Source organism: Pseudomonas citri (genome assembly GCF_025336485.1).
GTDB lineage: Bacteria > Pseudomonadota > Gammaproteobacteria > Pseudomonadales > Pseudomonadaceae > Aquipseudomonas > Aquipseudomonas citri.
This window is the reverse complement of sequence record NZ_JAODAB010000035.1, coordinates 1-22,876: the sequence shown is the minus strand read 5'-3', so window position 1 is coordinate 22,876 and position 22,876 is coordinate 1. Positions and strand designations below refer to the sequence as shown.

The window sequence follows — 22,876 nt, the reverse complement described above, 5'->3', positions numbered from 1 at the left end:
GAGACCAGAATACGCCGAATGGTCATAGTGTGAATATTGACGCCAAAACGGTGGCATCCCTTGCAACCAATCCAAGATACTTCGGGTGCCTGTGGGAGCAAAGTTTGCTCCCACAGGTTCGTTCGCACTGAACTCCGCCGGAATCAGGAAAGCATCAAGCCGGCTTGGTTTCCACCAATGCCTGCTGCGCCTGCTCGGCTTCCGCCTCCTTGATCTCGTCTTCGCTGATCATCTCCGCGATCACTCGCAGCCGCTCCACCACGCGGGCATTGACGCTGCCTTCGGGGAACTCACCGTTCTCGTCCGGCTCGCCGGCGGGCTCGCCCACCAACAGGCTCAGTGCTTCGTCGGCCTGGCGCACGGCATAGACATGGAATTGCCCGGCCCGTACGGCGGCCAGCACTTTTTCATCGAGCATCAGGGTGGCGACGTTGGCCTGGGGAATGATCGCCCCCTGCTCGCCTGTCAGCCCGCGGGCTTCGCAGAGGCGGAAGAAACCTTCGATCTTCTCGTTGACCCCACCCACTGCCTGCACTTCACCGAACTGGTTGATCGAGCCGGTGATGGCAAAGCACTGCTTCAACGGCGTCCTCGACAAGGCCGAAATCAACGTGCAGGCCTCACCCAGCGATGCGCTGTCGCCGTCCACGTAACCGTAGGATTGCTCCAGGGCGATACTCGCCGAAATCGCCAGCGGGAATTCCTGGGCATAACGACTGCCCAGGTAGCCGGTGAGGATCATCACGCCCTTGGAGTGGATCGGCTGGCCAAGGTTGACCTCCCGCTCGATGTCGACGATGCCGCTGCCACCCGGGTACACCGTGGCGGAAATCCGCGCCGGCACGCCAAACGCCGAGTCGCCGACCTCCAGCACCGTCAACCCGTTGCACTTGCCCACGGCCGCGCCGGCGGTATCGATCAGGATGATCCCCGCGAGCATGTCGTCGAGGATCCGCGCCGAGACCCGCCCGGTGCGCGTCGCCTTGGCCTTGAGAGCACGCTCGATATGGCCGGCGTCGGTCATCTCGTCACCGGCCAGTTGGCGGATGAAGTCCGCCTCGCTGACCAATTGGAACAAGTCGCCGATACGCGCCGACAAACGCCCCTGGTGTTCGGCCAGCCGTGCGCTGTAAGTCGCCACGCGCGCGACCGCATCGGCCGTCAGCGGCGCCATGCCCTCCTCCGAGGTGCGGGTCTTGAGCAACTGGGCGAACTGTTCCAGGCTTTCGTCGCCCATCGGGATGTCTTCGTCGAAATCCACCAGCACGCGGAACATTTCCTGGAAGTCCGGATCCAGGTCTTGCAGGGTGTAGTAGAGCTGGCGGGCACCGATGATCACGACCTTGACCTGCAACGGAATGTGCTGCGGTGTCAGGGTCACGGTGGCCAGGCGGCCCAGCTCGCCCAGCGGCGATTCCATTTTCAGCTTGCGCGATTGCAGGGCACGCTTGAGCGCATCCCATACGAACGGCTCGCCGAGCATTTTTTCCGCTTCCAGGATGAGGAAACCGCCGTTGGCCCGGTGCAGCGCGCCGGGACGCAACTGCCGGTAGGTGGTATAGAGCGCGCCCTGGTCGGTGCTGTATTCGATACGACCGAACAGGTTGTCGTAGGTCGGGTGCGGCTCGAACACCACCGGCGCCCCACCGCTGGTGGGATGCCCGACCACCAGGCTCGGGGCGTATTGCTCCTCCAGCAGCTTGCGAGCGACAGCGTCGGTCTTGCTGTCGTCCACCAACTGCTCGACCACGGTCCTGAGCAGGTTGACCTGCATCGCTTGCAAATAACCGCAGACCGCCGCGTTTTCCGCATATTTTTCCGACAACGGCGCCAGCAAGGGTTGCAGGGCCAGGGTGATGGTTTCTTCGTTGAGCTGGCGCAATTGATTGCTGGATTCGCGCTTCCACTGCGGCAGGCTGGCGAGTTCTTCGTTCAGGCGCTCCTCCAGGGCCGCGATGTCGTCATGGAAGCGCTCGCGCTCGGCTTCCGGCAACTGGGCGAATTCCGCCTCATCCAGGGCCTTGCCGTCGCTCATCGGGGTGAAGGCGATGTTGCTGCTGTCGCGGTACAACGCGACGTCCTTCTCCAGCGCCAGACGTTCGATCACATCGAGGGCACGGTCGTAGCGCTGGTTGAAGGCGCGGTCGATGGCGCTTTTCTTCTGCTGGTAGGACGGGTGCTCGAACACCGCCGGAAAAGTTGCCAACAGGTTGTCGATCAGGCCATTGATGTCGGCGATGAACGCTCCGGCGGTGCCGGACGGCAGTTCCAGAGCGCGGGGTTCGCGGGGTTCATCGAAATTGTTGACGTAGACCCAGTCCGCCGGGGTCTGCAGGCGCTTGCCTTCGGCCTTGAGGTAACGCTTGACGAACGAAAACCGGCCGGTGCCGGGCTCACCCATGACAAACACGTTATAGCCGGGACGTGGCATCGCCACGCCGAATTGCAATGCTTCGACCGCACGTTCCTGGCCAAGCACACCGCGGAAGGGCTCCAGATCATTGGTGGTAGAGAAGCTGAACTGTTCAGCGGAAAACGGACGGGTCAGCGCTTCAGGCGCTAGACGCAAGCTGGCAGCAACAGGATCAGGCATCGGGCTTCCTTACATCAGGCGGGGCAGATAACGGCATTCTGGCGCTCCCCTACCTGGCTGGCAAGGAGCGCCTCGGGCCAGAGCATAGCTGTGGCTGGCCGGGTAGTTTTAGCAAAATGCAACGGAACCGGCAGATCGTGCCTAAACTCCAAATTGCGCGGCTGGATGAATAACCGGCCCACTGGCATCTGGCCGTCCAGGCCACGGGCCAGACCCTGTCCATTGGTATGCACATAAAGAGAACATAGCTATGAAACGGATTCTTCTCGGTACTCTCTTCACCGCTGTATCCATCAACGCCATGGCTCAGGCGCCAGGCGGTCCGGACTGCGGCTGGGGCAACATGCTGTTCGAAGGCCAGCGTGGCACCCCGGCTCACTTCCTCGCATCCACCACCAACGGCACCTCCGGCAACGCCACCTTCGGCATGACCTCCGGCACCAACGGCTGCTCGACCAACGCGGCGCTGACCTATGGCGGCAAGTCCTGGCTGGCCATGAATGGCATGATGAACGAGCTGTCCGAAGACATGGCCAAGGGTCAGGGCGAAGCGCTGACCACCTACGCCGTGGTACTGGGTGTGGCGCCAGAAGACCGTGCGCATTTCTCCGCCGTGACCCACGAGCACTTCCAGCAGATCTTCAGCAAGGCGGACGTGACCGCCGAAGACGTGCATGCCAACACCCTGGCCGTACTGAAGAACGACCCACGCCTGGCCAAGTACGCCACTCCAGCTTAAGCTCGACAACACTCGCTCCTCTCGGGGAGCGGGTTTTCTTTTTGGGGCCCCTTCGGTCTTTATTTTCGATTTTCCAAGTAGCCGATTATGCTCAAACGCCTTGCCTGGCTGGCGCTCTGTGTGTGCGCCCCGCTGTCCGCCGCGTCCTATGTCGACCCTCAACGTTTGCAGCAACTGGCCAATGATCGCTTCTGGATTTCCCTGGGCCACTATGAAACCGCCAAGCTCGGTGGCTGGCGCAGCTACATCAGCGACAAGAAATTCTTCCTCGCGCCCGACGGCAATACCCATCCCGACCGAGAACTGACGGCCACGCTGCGCGCCTTGTACGGCCCGGCCGAGGCCGGCCAGCAACATGCCCAGTGCGTGTACCCGGCGCGCACACGCTGGTTGAAGGCGCAGCTCAACCTGACGGATCTGCCGGCGGTCAATTGCAGCGATTTCACCCAATGGTTCAAGGACGTGTCGCCCCACAGCGCGGTGATGATTTTCCCCGCCGCCTACCTGAACAGTCCGTCATCGATGTTCGGCCACACCTTGCTGCGCATCGACCAGGCCGACGTACAACGCGACAAGACCGCGCTGCTCAGCTACGCGATCAATTTCGGCGCCTACATCGAAGGCTCCGACAACAGCATCCTCTATGCCTGGAAAGGCCTGATGGGCGGCTATCCCGGTCTGTTCGCGCTGGTGCCGTACCAGCAGAAGCTCGCCGAATACCGCAGCCTGGAGAACCGCGACCTGTGGGAATACCGCCTCAACCTGAGCCAGGCGGAAACCGAGCGCATGGTTGAACACGTCTGGGAGCTGAAGCAGATCCAGTTCGACTACTTCTTCTTCGACGAAAACTGCTCCTACCGCCTGCTCGAACTGCTACAGGTGGCCCGTCCCAGCCTGCGCCTGACCGACCAGTTCCCACTGACGGCGATCCCCACCGACACCGTCAAGGCTGTGAAAGAAGCCGGGTTGGTGGAGAGCATCGAATACCGACCGTCCCGCGAACGCGAACTGCTCAGCCGTGCCAAGCCCCTCACGGACGACGAACAGCAATGGGTGCTGCAAGTCAGTGCCGATCAACAACAGCTGCAAGCCCCCGCCTTCAAGGCACTGGCACGCGAACGCCAGGCGTTGATCATCGACGCGGCCTATCGCCTGGAGCGCTACCGCGCCAATGGCCAGGAGCGCGATCCACAGCGCGCCCAACGCAGTTTCGAGTTGTTGCGGGCGATCAACCAGAACCCTGCACCGGAGCTCGATATCCCACCACCGGGATTGCCCGAAGACGGCCATGAATCACGCACCTGGCAAGCCGGTCTTGGCAGCCGGGGCGACCGGGCGTTCGGCGAGTACGGTTTGCGCATGGCCTATCACGATCTCAACGACAACGCCGAAAGCTTCCCGCTGGGGGCACAGATTGAAATCCTGCAATTGAAGCTGCGCCAGTACGAAGGCAACGACTGGCAGTTGCAGCGACTGGACCTGGCGACCATTCGCTCCCTCACCCCACGCAACGAACTGCTGCAACCGCTGTCCTGGCAGGTCACCGGCGGCCTGGAGCGGGTGCCGGGCAAGCACGACGACGAAACCCTGGTCAGCCACGTCAACGGCGGTGCCGGCGGCACCTGGGCGCTGGGCGACGATGTGCTGGGCTTTGCCCTGGGCACCGTGCGGGTCGAGCACAACAACGACTTCGCCCAATTCATCGCCCCGGCCGCCGGTTTCAACAGCGGCGTGCTGTGGAAGAACCCGCTGGGCAACCTGAGCCTGGAAGCCAAGGGCGATTACTTCGTCAACGGAGAAATACGTCGTAGCCTGAGCCTGAACCAGCAGTGGGAATTGTCCCGCAATCTCGGCCTGCGCCTGAGCGCCCAGCGGGCGTTCAGCCACCTGGCCGCGCCAGAGAACGAAGTGATGCTGGAAATGAAGTGGTATCACTACTGAACACAGACGCGAACGGATAAATTACGAGGCTTTCACGCCTTCCTGACGAATCCACTTCTAGACTTGTCCTATAGGTGGATCCTACGGAAAGGCAAAAAATGAGGCGCGCGGTACTGGTATTGGCTGCATTGATGGTGCTGGGTGGTTGCGAAACGACCCACGAGGACTTGATCGCCCGTGGTTATCCGCCAGCATTCGCCGACGGTTTCGATGACGGTTGCAGCAGTGGCCGGCAGGCGGCCGGCGTGATCACCGGCCAGTTCCGCAAAGACGTGCCGCGTTACCTCAAGGATCCCCGTTACGCCGAAGGTTGGAGCGACGGTTTCCGCCAGTGCCAGGCCATGCGCGAAAGCGAGGAGCGGGACGCCTACCGCGAACGGCATTGGGACGAGCGCGAACGTGCCTGGCAGCAAGAGAAGGAGCGGGACGCCGCCCGGGCTTATCGCTCGCAATGAGTCGCTGACAGACATTCGTCGAAACCAAAAGCCTGCGACCATGGCCCAAACTCCAACAGAGGAGCACACCATGAGTCGAGCCTTCGTCAACGAAGACAACGCCGCGGCCCAGGCCGACCAGCCAGTCGAACGCCAGGTCAGCACCCAGCCTAACTACGTCACCCCCGCCGGGCTCGTCCAGTTGCAGACCCGGGTCGCCGAGCTGCAAGCCTTGCATGGCCAACAGTCACAAAGAGCCGAGCAGGCGGACAAACAACGAATCGCGGACATCGAGCGAGACCTTCGCTATTTCAACCAGCGCCTGCAAAGTGCCCAGGTGGTAGCGCCGACGGCGACCGATCAGGTGCGCATCGGGCACTGGGTGACGTTTGTCGATGAACAGGATCACCAGCAACAAGTTCAATTGGTCGGAGAGGACCAGGCCGATGCCGCCAATGGCCTGGTCAACTGGGGCTCGCCACTGGGACGAGCGTTGCTGGGGGCGAAGGTCGGGGATGAAGTGACCTGGAAACGACCGGTGGGCGACCTCGCCATTGAAGTGCTTGCAATCGATCTGCGATAACTTTGCTAGCTGACTCGCTTATCACATCGAACACTCGTACAAGTTCAGCAACGCCTCTAACACTACGAGCAAGTCATGTTCCACAACATGCCTGTAGCCATATGTAACTGCAACATCAGCTTATAACCGCAGACTGGCGTTAATTCCGAAGCATGCTACTGTGCCCCCCGCACCCCAGCCGGTGCTTGCAGTAGCCTCAACCAATAACAACATCTCGCCAACCGCCTACGCGGTTGGACGCGACGGGCCTCCCTTTGCCCACGGGGCGCTGTAATTAAAATTAAAAGATCATGAGGAAAACACCATGAGCGAACACATCCTGAATATGTCCGGCGACTTCGATCTCGAGTTCGATGCTTATCAGACTCCCGTCAACAACATGGGAGAAATATTTGTAACAACGATCGAATGCAACACCTTTGGAACATGCACCAATATCGGCTGCTCGTCGCTCGGCTGTTAATCAGTCCCTCGACCGATCGTCAGGACCGGCCACCATGTAACAACATAGAGCAGGCAATGCCTGCTCTATTCATGTCAGGAGCCACGGCATGCTTGTTAATGCTTTGAAGTTGAATCAGCGAGGTCAGTACCGATTCTCTTCCGACGGCGACATCGCCCTTTTCGAAAACAATCTGAGCCGCCTGCATGCCGATGACCAGGCCTTGCTCAATCACTTCGGGTTGGACAGCCAGCAACTGGCGGCGTACGCCAAGGAACCCATCGGCAACCATCGCCTGCCCATCGACGGCGAAACGGCCCTGATGGCCTTGCAGGAAAAACTCACCCGCCTTGACCGCATTGACGTCGACACGGGAAAGGCTGGGGGCGGCAACGGCAATTTCTATTGGTTTGGCTACCGTTTTTTTCTTTTTTTCATCGACACATTCAAAGCGGACAGGCGCTATTGCAAAGCCTCGCAGCACATTGATGAAACCACCCTGCTGGCAAGCCTCGAGCGCTACCTCTTGGCCCGGGTCGGACGCACGTCGGAACAAAGCCTGGTCCATCACCTGAACACGCGAATTGCCGCGGGCGACGACATCGATTTGAGCCGTTTCAACGAACACCTGCGCACGTTGCCATTGCTCACATTTTTCGAATCCTATCCGGTGTTGGCGACACTGTTGCTGGAGTTGCTGGAAGACACCCTCGACTATCTTTATGCGGTCATTCTCGACTTCGCCGACGATATTGAAGCGCTGAAGACGGCGTTTTCGATCTCGTCCCGGACCATCGACGCCATCGAGCTCGGCCTGGGAGACCCCCATGGTCGTGGCGAAACGGTCTGCCACGTGCAGATCGGCACGACCTCATTGATCTACAAACCGAGGGCAAGTCGGGAGGCGATTTTTTTCAATCAGCTTCTCCAGTATTTGCAAGCACAAACGGGAGCGGGTTGTTTTTCTGTCTACGCGCCAATAATCCTCAGTCGCGGGCGACACAGTTGGGTAGAACAGATCGACAACCGGCCTTGCGACAGCGAAGCGGATGTCCAACTGTTCTATCAGAAGATGGGCGCACAAATGGCGGTCATTCATGCCTTGAATGGCATCGACTTCCACTACGAGAATATTATCGCCTGCGCCAGCGACCCCGTGATGATCGATCTCGAGTGCCTGTTTACCACCGCCACCAATGATCCGCTGCTCGAACTGCCTGGCGACTGCGCATTATTCAATACCTTTAAAATCATTCAGCAGTCGGTATGTTCCAGCGGCTTTTTGCCTTATTCACAAGATGCCCATAACGACCAGAGCGGACTGACCCGACAAGCACTGTTCATTTCCACCCGCCACGCATTGATTTTCGAGAATGGTTTTTACCATTTGCGCAAAACCAACTTCGAACACCACCTGATGCAAAAACATTTGCCGCTGCTACAGGGCGAACGCCAGGGACTGGAAGCGTATAAAACAGAACTTCTCCATGGTTTTGAATATGCCTATGGCGAATTGATTAAACATCAGCACGTGATTGCGCAGATGCTTGAACAAGCCGCAGACCTACTTTCAACACGTCTATTGTTCAAGAACTCCCAGCGGTACGTTGACTTTATCGGGCTGAGCCGTCATCCACGGTTTATGCAAAACATGCCGGATCGAGAACTTCTGCTCGCCACCCTGTGGAAAGATGCCAAGGGCTCGCATCTGGCGGCGGCCATTCCCCGTTACGAAATAGCCGACCTGCAGAGATCCAGCATTCCCTGCTTCAGCTTGCCCCTCAGGTCCAACTGCCTGACGAGCGCACAAGATGAACCCATCGAAATGCCCCACGTAGAGCCCCCCATAAAAGGCTGCCTGCGGAAAATCGCCAACCTGTCCCAGGCAGACAGGGCTCTACAACTCACATTGCTCGAACTCTGTTTGTTTCCCAAGTCGAATGGAGGCCCGCCGAAGCAGGAAATTCCACTTCGGACAAACCGCCTCGACGCAATCCTGAGCATTGCCTCGCGCCTTGAGGAACTGGCGGTCATTGGCGCGGCAAAAGACAGACGCTGGTTGTCTTTCCATACGCACCCTACCACCCGTAGGAAATACCCTCGCCCCATGGATCACGGGTTGTATTCCGGTCTCGCCGGGATTGGCCTGTTTTACCTGAGCCTGTTCAAGGTGAGCGGCATGCCACACTGGCTGTCGCGCACAGATCGGGTCCTGGACTCGATGGAGCAGCACTTTGGCTACTTCCGAACCGACCTGACCGTCAGTGCTTATCACGGGCTGGGCTCCTATCTCTATCTGCTCATCAATCGTCGCCAGATAACGGGCAATCCGAAGCACGATGAGAAAATCGCCAGCCTGCTGACCCAACTGATCGAGATCCCGCCTGAAGACTACGATTTCGACTTCCTGGGCGGCTGTTGCGGTGCGGTAACGCTGCTGGCCAACATCCATGGATTGTCGGGGCAAGCGGCCGTGCTGCCGGCCATTCGTCGCATGGTCGACTACCTGAAGGACCAAGTACTGATCGAAGAAGGCCAGCTTCTACGGCGCGACGACCGCTCTGTCATTTTGACGGGCCTGTCCCACGGTCTCTCCGGCGTCATCCATGCATTGTGCAAAGCCTATGACGCGACGGGCGATGTGGCGCTGATCCCCTTGGCCCTCCAGATGCTCGAGGGCGAGAACCGCCTGAGTCGGGAGGGGTTCTGGCTGGACCTGAGAAACCTGGGGCCTGCGGAGCATATGTCCAAATGGTGCCACGGAGACGCCGGCATCCTCATCGCCCGGCGACAGTTGATGAAATCCATGGGAACTGCCCTGGACGAAGCGACCCGGCAGACAGTGCTCAAGGACATACGGCAATGCGAGAACAATCTCTGGCAGCACGGGTTTGGTGATGGCTATAACCTGTGCCATGGCGATTTCGGCAATCTGCTCTGCCTGTATGACGGGTATCGGGATTCAGGCAACCGCGAAGGCCTCGACAGAGTCAGGCAAGCACTCGATGAAGCCACCCGGCAGTTTTTCGAGGGACCGTCCCTGGATAGCGACCGGGTTCCCGATGTCAGTCTGCTGACGGGAATAACGGGCGTGGGTTATGCGCTGCTGTACGAGATGGACCCGACGCTTGCCAACATCCTCTCGCTCGAATTCGCGGCGCCGACGCAGCTCAATAACTGAGGGAACGCGCAGGCTAGCGCCCTCAGGGGATTTGGACCCATAAAAAAGACGGAGCCTTGGCAGGCTCCGTTTTTTCATGCAACCAACCGGATCAGGCCAGTTTCTTGTGCCGTACGCGGTGCGGCTGGGCAGCGGCTTCGCCGAGGCGTTTCTTGCGATCGGCTTCGTACTCGGTGTAGTTGCCTTCGAAGAACACCGCTTGCGAATCGTCTTCGTACGCCAGGATGTGGGTCGCCACGCGGTCGAGGAACCACCGATCGTGGGAGATCACAATGGCGGCGCCCGGGAAGTCCAGCAGGGCTTCTTCCAGGGAACGCAGGGTTTCGACGTCGAGGTCGTTGGACGGTTCGTCGAGCAGCAGGACGTTGCCGCCCTCTTTCAGGGTCAGGGCCAGGTGCAAGCGACCGCGCTCACCACCGGACAGGTCCTTGACGAATTTCTGCTGGTCACCACCCTTGAAGTTGAAACGCCCCACGTAGGTACGCGACGGGATTTCATAGTTGCCGATGCGGATCTGGTCGGAACCGTCGGAGATCTGCTGGAACACGGTCTTGCTGCCGTCCAGGTCCTCGCGGCTCTGGTCGACGCAGGCCAGTTGCACGGTTTCACCGACTTCGATGCTGCCCGAATCCGGGGTTTCCTTGCCCATCAGCATGCGGAACAGCGTGGATTTACCGGCGCCGTTACCACCAATCACGCCGACGATGGCGCCCTTGGGCATGGAGAACGACAGGTTGTCGATCAGCACGCGGTCGCCATAGCCCTTGGTGACGTTCTTGAATTCGATGACCTTGTCGCCCAGGCGCGGACCGGCCGGGATGTAGATCTCATTGGTTTCGCTGCGCTTCTGGAATTCCTGGGATTGCATTTCCTCGAAGCGCTGCAAGCGGGCCTTGGATTTGGACTGGCGGGCCTTGGCGCCTTTGCGCACCCACTCCAGTTCTTCCTTCATGGCTTTTTCATGGGCCGACTGCTGCTTGGATTCCTGGGCCAGGCGCTCGGACTTGGCTTCCAGCCAGCCCGAATAGTTGCCCTCGTACGGAATGCCGGCGCCGCGGTCCAGTTCCAGGATCCAGCCGGCCACGTTGTCGAGGAAGTACCGGTCGTGGGTGATCGCCACCACGGTGCCCGGGAAGTCGTGCAGGAAGTGTTCGAGCCAGGCGACCGAATCGGCGTCCAGGTGGTTGGTCGGTTCGTCGAGCAGCAGCATGTCCGGGGCGGACAGCAGCAGACGGCACAGGGCCACCCGGCGTTTTTCACCGCCGGACAGGTGTTCGACCTTCGCTTCCCAGGCCGGCAGGCGCAGCGCATCGGCGGCGACTTCCAGTTGGCGCTCCAGGTTGTGGCCGTCGCTGGCTTGCAGGATGGCTTCGAGCTTGGCCTGCTCGGCGGCCAGCTTGTCGAAGTCGGCGTCCGGATCGGCGTAGGCGGCATAGACTTCGTCCAGGCGGGCCTGGGCATCCTTGATCACACTGACCGCTTCCTCGACCACTTCGCGCACGGTCTTGGTCGGATCCAGCTGGGGTTCCTGGGGCAGGTAGCCGATGTTCAGGTCGGGCATCGGACGGGCTTCGCCGTCGAATTCGTTGTCGACGCCGGCCATGATTTTCAGCAACGTGGATTTACCCGAACCGTTGAGGCCCAGCACGCCGATCTTGGCGCCGGGGAAGAACGACAATGAAATGTTTTTCAGGATTTCCCGCTTCGGCGGAACAACTTTGCTCAGCCGATGCATGGTGAAGACGTATTGAGCCATGGTGAACCTAGCGTCAGTGACAGGTGAAAAAAACGAGCCAGGCCATGCGCAGCGCCGGCGCTCGATGGTCATCAACGCCTGCGGGCAGGAAAAGCCTGGGGATCCGGAGCTTGCGCGCTCAGTTTGACCGGCAAAGCTACCTCAACCGTCCGTCAAGGTCCAGCCGCCGAGGGCTGGCACTTCGCCACAAGTCAAGGCATGCTAGCCGCCCTTCGGGCGTCAGCTTATAGTGCACGTCGCGCCAATCCAGCAAACCGCAGGATCACAGCTTGTCCAACGTCATGCCGCCCTTGTCCCCTCGTGCACCGACTGCGGTGGCTGGCTCGCCCCTGCGCGGGTCATTGAAGGGCGCACTGGCGATGCTGGTGCTGTTGTTGCTCGGGCTGCTCTTCTGGCAATTGCTCGACCAACTGCGCGAAACCCAACAGCAGCAACGCCAGTACACCATCGACTACAGCGCCGACCTGGCCGAACAAATCAGCCTGAACATGGCCCTGAACGCCCAGGTCGCCCTCAATCTGCTACCGATCGTCGAACAACCGCAAACAGCCGACGAACAGCAGGCCCTGGTGCACAAACTTCAGCAATCGCTGCCCGAGCTTCGCAGCCTGGCGCTGCTGAGCCCTTCCGGCCAGGTCCTGAGCGACAGCGACACCGCCAGCCAGGATGCCAACTACCTGGGCGAACTGGTGCGACGCAGCCATGCCCAGGCGCACTATTTCAGCAACGCCGACGACGGCTCGGTGGTGCACTTGCTCCTGCACCAGGCCAGCGGCAGCAACCGTGGCTACTGGGCCCTGCGCCTGACCCCGAACTTTTTCGCCACGCTGACCAAACAGGCCGACGCGGGCCTGCGCCCGTTGTGGCTGGTGGAAAATCATCTCAACCAACAGATCATCAGCCGCGACGAAGCCCCTCCCCCCACCCGCCCTGCCCGCGTATCCCAGCAAGACCTGGACAACACCGTACTGACCGTGCCCTTGAGCAGCAGCGATTGGCAATTGCGCGGGCTGTTCGATAGCAGCCAGGTGATCGAGCAGTTGCTACCGGCCTTCATCGGCAAATGCTTGCTGGGCCTGGCGCTTTCCTTGCTGCCGGTGATCGCGCTGTTGAGCATGCGCCGGCGCCAGCGCCAACTGCATGAAGGCCGTCGTCGCTACCAGGATATTTTCGAAGGCACTGGCGTGGCCTTGTGCGTGCTCGATCTGTCGGGGCTCAAGGGCTTTTTCGGACGGGCCGGCCTGCACAATGGCGATCAATTGCGCACCTGGATGCAGACTCCGCATCAGCTCGAGCAACTGCGCCAGGAAATCCACGTCACCGAAGTCAACCAGATGGCGTTGAAACTGCTCAACGTCGAGTCCCGCGAACAGGCCTGGGAACTGCTGGTCGGCAAGGGTGCGCAGGACAACCACCCGGTGGGCTCGAAGCTGCTCGAGGCACTGCTCGACCAGCACAAACAGCTGGAACTGGAAATCAAGCTCCAGGACACCCATGGCCGCGATCAACACCTGTGGCTGGTATTGCGCCTGCCGGAAAAACAACAGGACTACAACGCGGTCATCCTGAGCATCAGCGACATCACCAGTCGCAAGTTGATCGAGCTGTCGTTGCTCGAACGCGAGGGGTTCTGGTCCGATGTCGTGCGCACCGTGCCGGACCATCTCTACGTGCAGGACGTCATCAGCCAGCGGATGATCTTCAGCAACCATCACCTGGGCCAGACCCTGGGCTACGACCGCACCGAACTGCACCAGATGGGCGAATACTTCTGGGAAATCCTATTGCACAGCGAAGACGCCGACCATTACCACCACCTGCGCCAGGAACAACGACGCGGCGGGTATACACAACTGCTGCAATGCCAACTGCGCTTTCGCCATCGCAATGGCAAGTGGCGACGCTTCGATATCCGTGAGCAGGCGCTGGCCCGCGACCGCTACGATCAAGTGACGCGAATCATTGGCGTGGCCAAGGACGTCACCGAACAAATCGAGGCCAGCGAGTCGCTGCGCGACAGCGAGCAACGCTACCGGATGCTCGCCGAAAGCATCAGTGATGTGATTTTCTCCACCGACAACAAGCTTGCCTTCAATTACGTCAGCCCATCGGTGCAAGCCGTGCTGGGCTACAACGCTGACTGGATCTTCCAGAACGGCTGGCAATCGATCATCGCCAACCCACAACAACTGAGCGGTATCTACAACCTGTTCGACCGGGTCAGCAGGGCCCTCGACATGCCCGAACAACTGGCCGAGCTGCGCAGCCAGATGCAGACCCAGCTGTTCCTGTTCGACTGCCTGCGTGCCGATGGACGCAAGATCCCTATTGAATTGCGGCTGGTGCTGGTGTGGGACGAATGGGGTGCTTTCGAGGGCGTATTGGGTGTGGGCCGCGACATCAGCCAGCAGCGACGCGCCGAGAAAGACCTGCGCATGGCCGCCACGGTATTCGAACACTCGACTTCGGCGATCCTGATCACCGACCCGGCCGGCTACATCGTGCAGGCCAACGAGGCCTTCAGCCGCGTCAGTGGTTACGCCGTCTCGCAAGTGCTGGACCAGTTGCCCAACATGCTGACCGTGGACGACCAGCAGGAAGCCCACCTGCGCTATGTGCTCAAGCAATTGCAACAGCACAGCACCTGGGAAGGCGAAGTCTGGCTCAAGCGCCGCAATGGCGAGCATTACCCGGCGTGGGTCGGCATCACGGCGGTGCTCGACGACGAAGGTGACCTGGCCAGCTATGTATGTTTTTTCAGCGACATCAGCGAACGCAAGGCCAGCGAGCAACGCATTCATCGCCTGGCCTACTACGACGCCCTGACCCACCTGCCCAACCGCACGCTGTTCCAGGATCGCCTGCACACCGCGTTGCAATCGGCCGATCGGCAGAAGACCTGGGTGGTGCTGATGTTCCTCGACCTGGACCGCTTCAAGCCGATCAACGACTCCCTGGGCCATGCCGCGGGCGACCGGATGCTCAAGGAAATGGCCGCCCGACTGCTGGGCTGCGTCGCCGACGACGACACCGTGGCGCGCATGGGCGGCGACGAGTTCACCTTGCTCCTGCAACCGCGCGCCAGCCGCGACATGGCGCTGAACCGGGCCATTGCCGTGGCCGAGCAGATCCTCGCCAGCCTGGTGCGGCCATTCGTGCTCGAAGGGCGGGAGTTCTTCGTCACCGCCAGTATCGGCATCGCCCTGAGCCCCCAGGACGGCAACGAACTGAGCCAGTTGATGAAGAACGCCGACACGGCCATGTACCACGCCAAGGAACGCGGCAAGAACAACTTCCAGTTCTACCAGGCGGATATGAACGCCAGCGCCCTGGAGCGACTGGAACTGGAGAGCGACCTGCGCCACGCCTTGGAGCAGAACGAATTCATCTTGTATTACCAGCCGCAATTCAGCGGCGATGGCAAACGTTTGACTGGCGCAGAGGCCCTGCTGCGCTGGCGTCATCCGCGACGCGGATTGGTGCCGCCAGGGGACTTCATCCCGGTGCTCGAAGAACTCGGCTTGGTGGTGGATGTCGGTGACTGGGTCATCGACGAGGCCTGCCGGCAACTGAGGGCCTGGCACCAGGCCAAGGTCAGGGTGCCGAAAGTCTCGGTCAACATTTCGGCCCGGCAGTTCTCCGACGGTCAGCTCGGGACACGCATCGCCAACATTCTGCGCAGCACCGGCCTGCCACCGGCCTGCCTGGAACTGGAACTGACCGAAAGCATCCTGATGCGCGAAGTCAGCGAGGCGATGCAGATCCTCGCCGGCCTGAAGAACCTCGGCCTGAGCATCGCGGTGGATGACTTCGGCACCGGCTATTCGTCGCTCAACTACCTCAAGCAATTCCCCATCGACGTGCTGAAGATCGACCGCACCTTCGTCGACGGCCTGCCGTCCGGCGAGCAGGACGCGCAGATCGCCCGCGCGATCATCGCCATGGCCCACAGCCTCAACCTGGCGGTGATCGCCGAGGGTGTCGAGACTCATGAGCAACTGGACTTCCTGCGCGAACACGGCTGCGACGAAGTCCAGGGCTACCTGTTCGGCCGCCCGATGCCGGCCAACCGGTTCGAAGCGCAGTTCAGCAATGATGCGCTGTTCATGCTTGACTGAGGCCTTGCACCCTCTGGGCCGGCCCCTCGCGGGCAAGCCTTGCTCCCACAGGGGAACTCAGACTTCTGGACTGTCCCCAAGAAGTTGGACACAAATCCAACCCTTGGAGACAGTCCGCTTCTGTGGGAGCAAGGCTTGCCCGCGATGAGGCCCGCACAGGCAACATCCCTCATGGATGAACCCCATTCGTCCGCGACATGACGTCCTTTCATATGCCTTCCAAAACCGGTTGGGGTAGAATGCCTCCCTTTTCTGCCCCCCGATCCTTGAGGACCGCCATGTTCAGCCGTGATTTGACCATTGCCAAGTACGACGCCGATCTCTTTGCCGCCATGGAGCAAGAAGCCCAGCGCCAGGAAGAACACATTGAGCTGATCGCTTCGGAAAACTACACCAGCCCCGCGGTGATGGAAGCTCAAGGCTCGGTATTGACCAACAAGTACGCCGAAGGCTACCCGGGCAAGCGCTACTACGGTGGCTGCGAGTATGTCGACGTGGTCGAGCAACTGGCCATCGATCGCGCCAAGGAGCTGTTCGGCGCCGATTACGCCAACGTCCAGCCCCACGCCGGTTCCCAGGCCAACGCCGCCGTTTACCTGGCGCTGCTGTCGGCCGGTGACACCATCCTGGGCATGAGCCTGGCCCACGGCGGTCACCTGACCCACGGCGCCAGCGTTTCGTCCTCGGGCAAGCTGTACAACGCCATCCAGTACGGCATCGACGGCAACGGCCTGATCGACTACGACGAAGTCGAGCGCCTGGCGGTCGAGCACAAGCCGAAAATGATCGTGGCCGGGTTCTCCGCCTACTCGCAAGTGCTGGACTTCGCACGTTTCCGTGCCATCGCCGACAAGGTCGGCGCCTACCTGTTCGTGGACATGGCCCACGTGGCCGGCCTGGTTGCCGCTGGCGTCTACCCGAACCCGGTGCCATTCGCCGACGTCGTCACCACCACCACCCACAAGACCCTGCGCGGTCCACGTGGCGGCCTGATCCTGGCTCGCGCCAACGCCGACATCGAGAAGAAACTGAACGCCGCTGTTTTCCCGGGTGCCCAGGGTGGCCCACTGGAGCACGTGATTGCCGCCAAGGCGATCTGCTTCAAGGAAGCCTTGCAGCCTGAGTTCAAGGCTTACCAGCAACAAGTGGTGAAGAATGCCAAGGCCATGGCCGGCGTGTTCATCGACCGCGGCTTCGACGTAGTCTCCGGCGGTACCGAGAACCACCTGTTCCTGCTGTCGCTGATCAAGCAGGACATCTCCGGCAAAGACGCCGACGCCGCGCTGGGCAAGGCATTCATCACCGTGAACAAGAACTCGGTGCCAAACGACCCACGCTCGCCGTTCGTCACTTCGGGCCTGCGCTTCGGCACCCCGGCCGTGACCACTCGTGGCTTCAAGGAAGCCGAGTGCAAGGAGCTGGCTGGCTGGATCTGCGACATCCTGGCTGACCTGAACAACGAAGCGGTGATCGACGCCGTGCGTGAGAAGGTCAAGGCAATCTGCAAGAAGCTGCCGGTGTACGGCGCTTAATCCGCTCGTCAGAGTGCCTCTTGAAAGGCCCGCATCGAAAGATGCGGGCCTTTTTTATTGCCCTGCAAACACATAAAAAAACAACTAAGGCAAGCCAGCATTTAATTTCCTGCAATATAGAAAAAACCACACTTTCTTAATAAATCAATAAGATCCTGTCCCTTCCAATCCAAACACAGTCATTAAAGACAGGAGTCTTATTCACATGGACAGTGAACAATCTTTTTATGCAACTCTCGGCATGTTCAAGACCCACATCAACCTGCTGGAAAATCTGCATGGCAAACCTGCAATGGCAACCATCAGTTCATTCAGCGGTGGATTCTTTACCGGCAAGCCCCAGACCCACGACCACTCGAACCTCCTGGGCATGCGCCCTGAAGGGCAGGACGTGCGCAGCGAGCCATTGCGACTGCACTTCGGCCATACCCCCGACGGGTATGTCCTGACCCTGAAAAACAGGGGCGAACACTACAACAAACAATTGGGGAAACATTGGTTCGAAGTACTTGGCGCAAGAGATCCCAACACTCGGAACCCGACGCTTTTCACTCTTGTCGATCATCAACAAAACATCATCACGCGAAAAAACATTACCTCCAGCCACACCCCCATCACGCTCATGACTGCCCATAAAAAACATGTAGGAGGATTAAGGCTACGCGGCTCGCCTTATTTCTATCTTGCCGAGACAGAAGAACCGTCAAAAGTGATGTTCATTCTGAGCATTCTCTAATAACGAGATACAGCCGTTGTGGCGAGGGGATTTATCCCCTCGCCACAGATTGACATTACAGGGCTCCATGCCGACTGGCAGGATCATCATAAATTTTTTCGACCCGGAGAAAGGCTCAAGCACAAGGCTTTCGTCGCAACTGGTAAGACCGGTAAAGCCAAACCGTCATAATTTTGCTTGCCTCACTGTAAAATCCGCGCCTAGACTGCGCCTGCACTGGACAAACCGGTAAGACCACAATAATGAAGTCCTGACGCCATCTGCCCAGCGCCGGCGAAAAAGGACACCGAACCAGGAATCTCTCCCATGCTCAAATGGTGCTCGCGGTCGATCTTCCTTCAAGTTGTCCTCGGACTGGTGCTCGGCATCGTCTGCGGGCTTACCCTTCCCGAATACTCAACCCAGCTCAAACCCCTCGGCGACGGCTTTATCAAGCTGATCAAGATGCTCATCGGCCTGATCGTGTTCTGCGTGGTGGTCAGCGGCATCTCCGGCGCTGGCGACCTCAAGAAGGTCGGGCGCATCGGCCTCAAGTCGGTTATCTACTTCGAAGTCCTCACCACCATCGCCCTGCTCATCGGCCTGGTGTTTGCCTTTACCACCGGCATCGGCAGTGGGGCGAATATCCATCTGGAGCAACTGTCCAGCGCCGACATGGGCGACATTGCCCAGCGCGGCCAGCACATGGTCAGTACCACCCAATTCCTGATGAACCTGATTCCAACGTCGGTGATCGGCGCCTTCGCTGAAAACAACATCCTGCAGGTGCTGCTGTTTGCAGTGCTGTTCGGCAGCGCCTTGAACCTGGTGGGCGACGCGGCCAGCAGCATCTCACGGTTGATCAACGAACTGAGCCACGTGATCTTTCGCATCATGGGCATGATCGTGCGTCTGGCGCCCATCGGTGTCTTCGGTGCCATCGCCTTCACCACCAGCAAATACGGCCTGGATTCGCTGCAACACCTGGGCAGCCTGGTCGGCCTGTTCTACCTCACCTGCGTCGCCTTCGTCGCCGTGATCCTGGGCGTCGTCATGCGTGCATCGGGCCTACCGATGCTGTCGTTCCTCAAATACTTGCGCGAGGAGCTGCTCATTGTCCTCGGCACCGCTTCGTCCGACGCGGTTCTGCCTCAGGTCATGCGCAAGCTTGAACATCTGGGGATCGGCAGTTCCACCGTGGGCCTGGTCATTCCCACCGGTTACTCCTTCAACCTGGACGGTTTCTCGATCTACCTGACCCTGGCGATTGTGTTCATCGCCAACGCCACCGGTACGCCGCTGGCCCTGAGCGATCTGCTGACCATCCTGCTGGTGTCGCTGATCACCTCCAAGGGCGCCCACGGGATTCCCGGTTCGGCGCTGGTGATCCTGGCGGCGACGTTGACGGCCATCCCGGCGATTCCGGTGGTCGGCCTGGTGCTCGTATTGGCGGTCGACTGGTTCATGGGCATCGGGCGTGCCCTGACCAACCTGATCGGCAATTGCGTCGCTACCGTGGCGATTGCCCGCTGGGAAAAAGACATCGACGTCGCTCGGGCGCGCAAAGTGTTGTCCGGCCAACAAGGCTATACCTTCCAACCCAGAAAACCGGTGGGCAACACCCACCATCAGCAATTCTGAAAGACGGCGATGCCGGCCCGCGCGCCGGCATCGCCTGATTGATTGCCAAGGAGTTACCTGTGATCAGTTCATCAACCGTCGTCAATTCCGTGGTGGAGAAACTACGCGCCGCCCTCGCCCGGGGCCAGTGGCGCTCGGGCGAGATGTTGCCCGGCCAGCGGGAACTGGCCGAACAACTGGGCATCAGCCGGCCAAGCCTGCGTGAAGCGGTGATCGTGCTGGAGACCCTGGGGCTGGTGCGCTCGATGCCCGGCAAGGGTGTCGTGGTGCTGGAAGCCAGCCTCAGCGACGCCCCCCACGAAGGCAGCGCCATGGCCGGCGCGAGCCTGGAAGATGTGCTGCAACTGCGCTACACCCTGGAACCCTTCATTGTCGGCCTGGTGGCCCAGTCCATCAGCAGCAAGGAGGTCGGCCAGTTGCGCCTGACCCTCATGGACATGCGTGAAGCCCTGGACGCCAACGACACCGATGCCTGCGCCAACGCCTACATCGCTTTCCACGAAGAGCTGTTTGCCCTGACGTCCAACCCGATCTTCCAGAGCGTTGTGCAGCAAACCAGCAACGCGCTCAAGCAAAGCGCCGATGTGCTGCGCAACTCACCTCAGCACCTGGCCGAACGCCTGGAAGAGAACGAAGCCGTGGTACGCGCCATCCGCGGCAAGAACAGCGCCCAGGCCAGCGCCGAAATGCGCCGCCACATCCTTCGGGAAGGCCAGCGCATGGGCATCGAACTGAATATTCCGGATGACAACCTCGGCGCTTGAACCACGGCCTGCGGAGACCGCCATGAACCACCTCATGCCCCAGCAAGACCTGCACAACCGTCACGTACTTGCCTCCCTGCCGCTGCCCGGCCGGGTTGGCAAACCATCGGTGGACGATATCTACCCGCGGATCTTCGACGCCATCCTTGAACAGCGCATCGCCCCGGCCAGCCGTTTTACCGAGGAAAGCCTGGGGGACGTATTCGGCGTCAGTCGCAGCATCATTCGTCGCGTCCTGGCGCGTCTGTCCCATCAGCAAGTGGTCATCCTGCGGCCCAACCATCGGCCACAAGTCGCCGCGCCCGACCTGGAGCAGACCCGGCAGATCCTGCACGCCCGGCGCCTGGCCGAACAGACCCTGGTGCGCCTGGCCTGCCGGGCGCCGTTGCCTGCGGATGTGCAGCGCTTGCGGGATCTGGTGGAGCGCGAGCGCCAGTGCCTGGATCGCGGCGAGCGCGGCCCGGCGATCCGCCTGTCCGGTGAGTTTCACCTGCAATTGGCCGCCATGGCCGGCAATGCGCCGCTGGCCCAGTTCCTCGGCAGCCTGGTGCCCTTGACCTCGCTGGCCCTGGCGCGCCACGAGATCAAGTCGCGCCGGCACTGCGCATGGCAAGAGCATCTGGAAATCGCCGATGCCGTCGAAACCGGCAACGTCGAGCAAGCGACGCGCTTGATGAACGAGCACCTGGACCATCTTGAGCAAAAGCTGTTGAAGGCCGCAGGCTCCGATTCATCGCAGTAGGACAGCGTCGAAACCTGCGCGGATCTTTTCTTCGGGCAACTCGTCGGCAATGAACACGATCACGCTTTCGCGGGGTTCTTCCGGGGCCCATTCGGTGTCCCAATCGAAACCGTACAGCTTGAGCACCCCCTGGAACACCAGTCGACGGGGTTCGCCAGCGATGTTCAACACGCCTTTATAGCGCAGCAGTTGCTTGCCATGCTCCTCCAGCAGTTGGTTCATGAACTCGCTGAGCCTGTCGATATCCAGCGGCTGGTCGGTGCGCAGCACGAGGCTGCTGATGCGGTCGGCGGTGGTGGCCTTGCTCACCGGCCGCAGGCTGAAGCCAGCGCCGAGGTCTGCATTGAGGTTGAAGCCACGGATATCGAGCAGTTCGGCCAGGTCGATCTTGCCGTGCTCGACCACCCGGATCGGCGCGCGCCGGTTGATACGCGTCAGGCGCTCGCTCAGGGCCTGGACATGGGCGGCGTCCACCAGGTCGGTCTTGCTCAGGAGCAGGCGATCGGCGAACCCGACCTGGGCCTGGGCGATGGCCTGGGTCAGGTGAAGTTCGGCGTGGGCGGCGTCCACCAGGGTCAGGATGCCGTCGAGGATATAGCGCTCGCGCAGCTCCTCGTCGATAAAAAACGTCTGGGCCACCGGCGCCGGATCGGCCAGGCCGGTGCATTCGATCACCAGTCGATCGAAGGCGATCTCACCGCTGTCCAGCCGTTCGAGCAATAGGTACAAGGCCTTGGTCAGGTCGGTGTGGATGCTGCAGCACACGCAGCCATTGGCCAGGGTCATGACTTGCACCGGCTCAGCGCCCAGCAATTGGGTGTCGATACCGGCGTCACTGAATTCGTTCTCGATCACAGCGATCTTCAGGCCATGCTCGGCCTTGAGCAGGTGACGCAACAACGTGGTCTTGCCGGCGCCGAGGAAGCCGCTGAGGATCGTGACCGGAATGGGAGAGGACAACGGGATTCTCCTGTTTCAAAAAAGTTAAAGGAAAATGCACAAGAATCACTGAGGGGCAAGCTTCTGTGGGAGCAAGGCTTGCTCCCATAGAAGATCATCTCAAGGCAGGTGGCTCAACAACACTTCGGCCCACCCTTACCGCCGTAACGGGCTTCCTGGCGTTCGCGGAAGAACGCCTCGTAGTCCATCGGCGGCTGGTCCGGGTGTTTGGTTTGCATGTGCTCGACGTAGTTGTCGTAGTCGGGCATGCCGACCATCAGGCGCGCGGCCTGACCGAGGTATTTACCGAGGCGACTCAGGTCATTGAACATCGTTGCAATCCTCGCTTCAGGCGTCCGGCAGGGCCTGGAATGGCGCTTCTTTGTCCGTGCGTTCCCTGGCACTCCAGGCAGCAACCCCGACCTTGAGCGCATAGAACAGGATGCTCAGCACCACGAACAGGAACAGCGCCGTCAGCGTCGCGTTGGTGTAGGCGTTGAACACCACGTGCTGCATCTGCTCGATGCTCTTGGCCGGGGCCAGGACTTGCCCGGCGGCCAGGGCTTCGTTGTATTTACGCGCCAGCGCCAGGAAGCCGATCGCCGGGTTGGCGTCGAACAGCTTGATCAGGCCCGCCGTGGTGGTGCAGATCAGCAACCAGCTCGCCGGCAGCAGCGTAACCCAGACGTAGCGCTGGCGCTTCATCTTGATCAGCACCACGGTGCCGAGCATCAGGGCGATACCGGCCAGCATCTG

Annotated in this window: 17 protein-coding genes; 12 read left to right on the top strand and 5 right to left on the bottom strand. The window is 60.5% G+C overall.

What is annotated here, in order from left to right:
- Window positions 1–154 precede the first annotated feature (154 nt).
- Complete coding sequence (locus tag N4Q37_RS25570; RefSeq protein ID WP_260962891.1) at window positions 155–2,593, bottom strand: Lon protease family protein; 2,439 nt, start codon at window positions 2,591–2,593, stop codon at window positions 155–157.
- Between the two features lie 250 nt (window positions 2,594–2,843).
- Between N4Q37_RS25570 and N4Q37_RS25565 the strand changes: the two genes are divergently transcribed.
- The 6 genes from N4Q37_RS25565 (at window position 2,844) to lanM (ending at window position 9,913) form a co-directional block, all read left to right on the top strand.
- A complete protein-coding gene (locus N4Q37_RS25565; protein WP_260962890.1) occupies window positions 2,844–3,332 on the top strand; it encodes a DUF3015 domain-containing protein in 489 nt (162 codons plus the stop codon).
- Between the two features lie 87 nt (window positions 3,333–3,419).
- Window positions 3,420–5,273 carry an Lnb N-terminal periplasmic domain-containing protein gene (locus N4Q37_RS25560; protein ID WP_260962888.1) on the top strand — a complete coding sequence of 618 codons (1,854 nt, stop codon included), beginning with the start codon at window positions 3,420–3,422 and terminating at the stop codon, window positions 5,271–5,273.
- A 98-nt stretch (window positions 5,274–5,371) separates the two neighbouring features.
- Window positions 5,372–5,728 (top strand): hypothetical protein, encoded by a 357-nt coding sequence (locus N4Q37_RS25555; RefSeq protein WP_260962886.1) that lies wholly within the window; start codon window positions 5,372–5,374, stop codon window positions 5,726–5,728.
- Window positions 5,729–5,798: 70 nt separating this feature from the next.
- Window positions 5,799–6,290 carry a GreA/GreB family elongation factor gene (locus N4Q37_RS25550; RefSeq protein ID WP_260962884.1) on the top strand — a complete coding sequence of 164 codons (492 nt, stop codon included), beginning with the start codon at window positions 5,799–5,801 and terminating at the stop codon, window positions 6,288–6,290.
- 304 nt (window positions 6,291–6,594) lie between these two features.
- Window positions 6,595–6,753, top strand: coding sequence for a hypothetical protein (locus tag N4Q37_RS25545; protein ID WP_260962883.1), 159 nt, complete (start codon window positions 6,595–6,597; stop codon window positions 6,751–6,753).
- Between the two features lie 88 nt (window positions 6,754–6,841).
- Window positions 6,842–9,913, top strand: coding sequence for a type 2 lanthipeptide synthetase LanM (lanM, locus tag N4Q37_RS25540; protein WP_260962881.1), 3,072 nt, complete (start codon window positions 6,842–6,844; stop codon window positions 9,911–9,913).
- A 91-nt stretch (window positions 9,914–10,004) separates the two neighbouring features.
- On the opposite strand, the gene ettA is transcribed toward lanM, so the two are convergent.
- Entirely contained in the window at window positions 10,005–11,669 is a 1,665-nt protein-coding gene (gene ettA, locus N4Q37_RS25535) for an energy-dependent translational throttle protein EttA (RefSeq protein ID WP_260962879.1), read from the bottom strand.
- 269 nt (window positions 11,670–11,938) lie between these two features.
- Between ettA and N4Q37_RS25530 the strand changes: the two genes are divergently transcribed.
- The 6 genes from N4Q37_RS25530 to N4Q37_RS25505 all read left to right on the top strand — a co-directional run bounded on the left by N4Q37_RS25530 (window position 11,939) and on the right by N4Q37_RS25505 (window position 21,181).
- Window positions 11,939–15,787: a sensor domain-containing protein gene (locus N4Q37_RS25530; protein WP_390897962.1), complete on the top strand. Its 3,849-nt coding sequence runs from the start codon at window positions 11,939–11,941 to the stop codon at window positions 15,785–15,787.
- Between the two features lie 278 nt (window positions 15,788–16,065).
- Window positions 16,066–17,319, top strand: coding sequence for a serine hydroxymethyltransferase (glyA, locus tag N4Q37_RS25525; RefSeq protein ID WP_260962877.1), 1,254 nt, complete (start codon window positions 16,066–16,068; stop codon window positions 17,317–17,319).
- Between the two features lie 205 nt (window positions 17,320–17,524).
- Window positions 17,525–18,055 (top strand): hypothetical protein, encoded by a 531-nt coding sequence (locus tag N4Q37_RS25520; protein WP_260962875.1) that lies wholly within the window; start codon window positions 17,525–17,527, stop codon window positions 18,053–18,055.
- A gap of 306 nt (window positions 18,056–18,361) precedes the next feature.
- Complete coding sequence (locus N4Q37_RS25515; protein WP_260962873.1) at window positions 18,362–19,675, top strand: C4-dicarboxylate transporter DctA; 1,314 nt, start codon at window positions 18,362–18,364, stop codon at window positions 19,673–19,675.
- A 59-nt stretch (window positions 19,676–19,734) separates the two neighbouring features.
- Window positions 19,735–20,439: a FadR/GntR family transcriptional regulator gene (locus N4Q37_RS25510; protein WP_260962871.1), complete on the top strand. Its 705-nt coding sequence runs from the start codon at window positions 19,735–19,737 to the stop codon at window positions 20,437–20,439.
- Window positions 20,440–20,461: 22 nt separating this feature from the next.
- Complete coding sequence (locus tag N4Q37_RS25505) at window positions 20,462–21,181, top strand: GntR family transcriptional regulator (RefSeq protein WP_260962869.1); 720 nt, start codon at window positions 20,462–20,464, stop codon at window positions 21,179–21,181.
- Here the strand turns inward: N4Q37_RS25505 and yjiA are convergent.
- The 3 genes from yjiA to N4Q37_RS25490 form a co-directional block, all read right to left on the bottom strand.
- On the bottom strand, window positions 21,170–22,141 hold the full coding sequence (yjiA, locus tag N4Q37_RS25500) for a GTPase (RefSeq protein ID WP_260962868.1): 972 nt from the start codon (window positions 22,139–22,141) through the stop codon (window positions 21,170–21,172). The genes N4Q37_RS25505 and yjiA overlap by 12 nt on opposite strands.
- 113 nt (window positions 22,142–22,254) lie before the next feature.
- Window positions 22,255–22,452 (bottom strand): YbdD/YjiX family protein, encoded by a 198-nt coding sequence (locus tag N4Q37_RS25495; RefSeq protein ID WP_260962866.1) that lies wholly within the window; start codon window positions 22,450–22,452, stop codon window positions 22,255–22,257.
- Between the two features lie 16 nt (window positions 22,453–22,468).
- Window positions 22,469–22,876 (bottom strand): carbon starvation CstA family protein (locus tag N4Q37_RS25490; protein WP_313958333.1); only part of this gene is annotated, 408 nt, incomplete at its 5' end.

Excerpts from the sequence above, each read along its gene's own strand:
- N4Q37_RS25570 (WP_260962891.1), bottom strand. The coding sequence starts at position 2,593 with ATGCCTGATCCTGTTGCTGCCAGCTTGCGTCTAGCGCCTGAAGCGCTG.
- N4Q37_RS25565 (WP_260962890.1), top strand. The coding sequence starts at position 2,844 with ATGAAACGGATTCTTCTCGGTACTCTCTTCACCGCTGTATCCATCAAC.
- N4Q37_RS25560 (WP_260962888.1), top strand. The coding sequence starts at position 3,420 with ATGCTCAAACGCCTTGCCTGGCTGGCGCTCTGTGTGTGCGCCCCGCTG.
- N4Q37_RS25555 (WP_260962886.1), top strand. The coding sequence starts at position 5,372 with ATGAGGCGCGCGGTACTGGTATTGGCTGCATTGATGGTGCTGGGTGGT.
- N4Q37_RS25550 (WP_260962884.1), top strand. The coding sequence starts at position 5,799 with ATGAGTCGAGCCTTCGTCAACGAAGACAACGCCGCGGCCCAGGCCGAC.
- N4Q37_RS25545 (WP_260962883.1), top strand. The coding sequence starts at position 6,595 with ATGAGCGAACACATCCTGAATATGTCCGGCGACTTCGATCTCGAGTTC.
- lanM (WP_260962881.1), top strand. The coding sequence starts at position 6,842 with ATGCTTGTTAATGCTTTGAAGTTGAATCAGCGAGGTCAGTACCGATTC.
- ettA (WP_260962879.1), bottom strand. The coding sequence starts at position 11,669 with ATGGCTCAATACGTCTTCACCATGCATCGGCTGAGCAAAGTTGTTCCG.
- glyA (WP_260962877.1), top strand. The coding sequence starts at position 16,066 with ATGTTCAGCCGTGATTTGACCATTGCCAAGTACGACGCCGATCTCTTT.
- N4Q37_RS25520 (WP_260962875.1), top strand. The coding sequence starts at position 17,525 with ATGGACAGTGAACAATCTTTTTATGCAACTCTCGGCATGTTCAAGACC.
- N4Q37_RS25515 (WP_260962873.1), top strand. The coding sequence starts at position 18,362 with ATGCTCAAATGGTGCTCGCGGTCGATCTTCCTTCAAGTTGTCCTCGGA.
- N4Q37_RS25505 (WP_260962869.1), top strand. The coding sequence starts at position 20,462 with ATGAACCACCTCATGCCCCAGCAAGACCTGCACAACCGTCACGTACTT.
- N4Q37_RS25495 (WP_260962866.1), bottom strand. The coding sequence starts at position 22,452 with ATGTTCAATGACCTGAGTCGCCTCGGTAAATACCTCGGTCAGGCCGCG.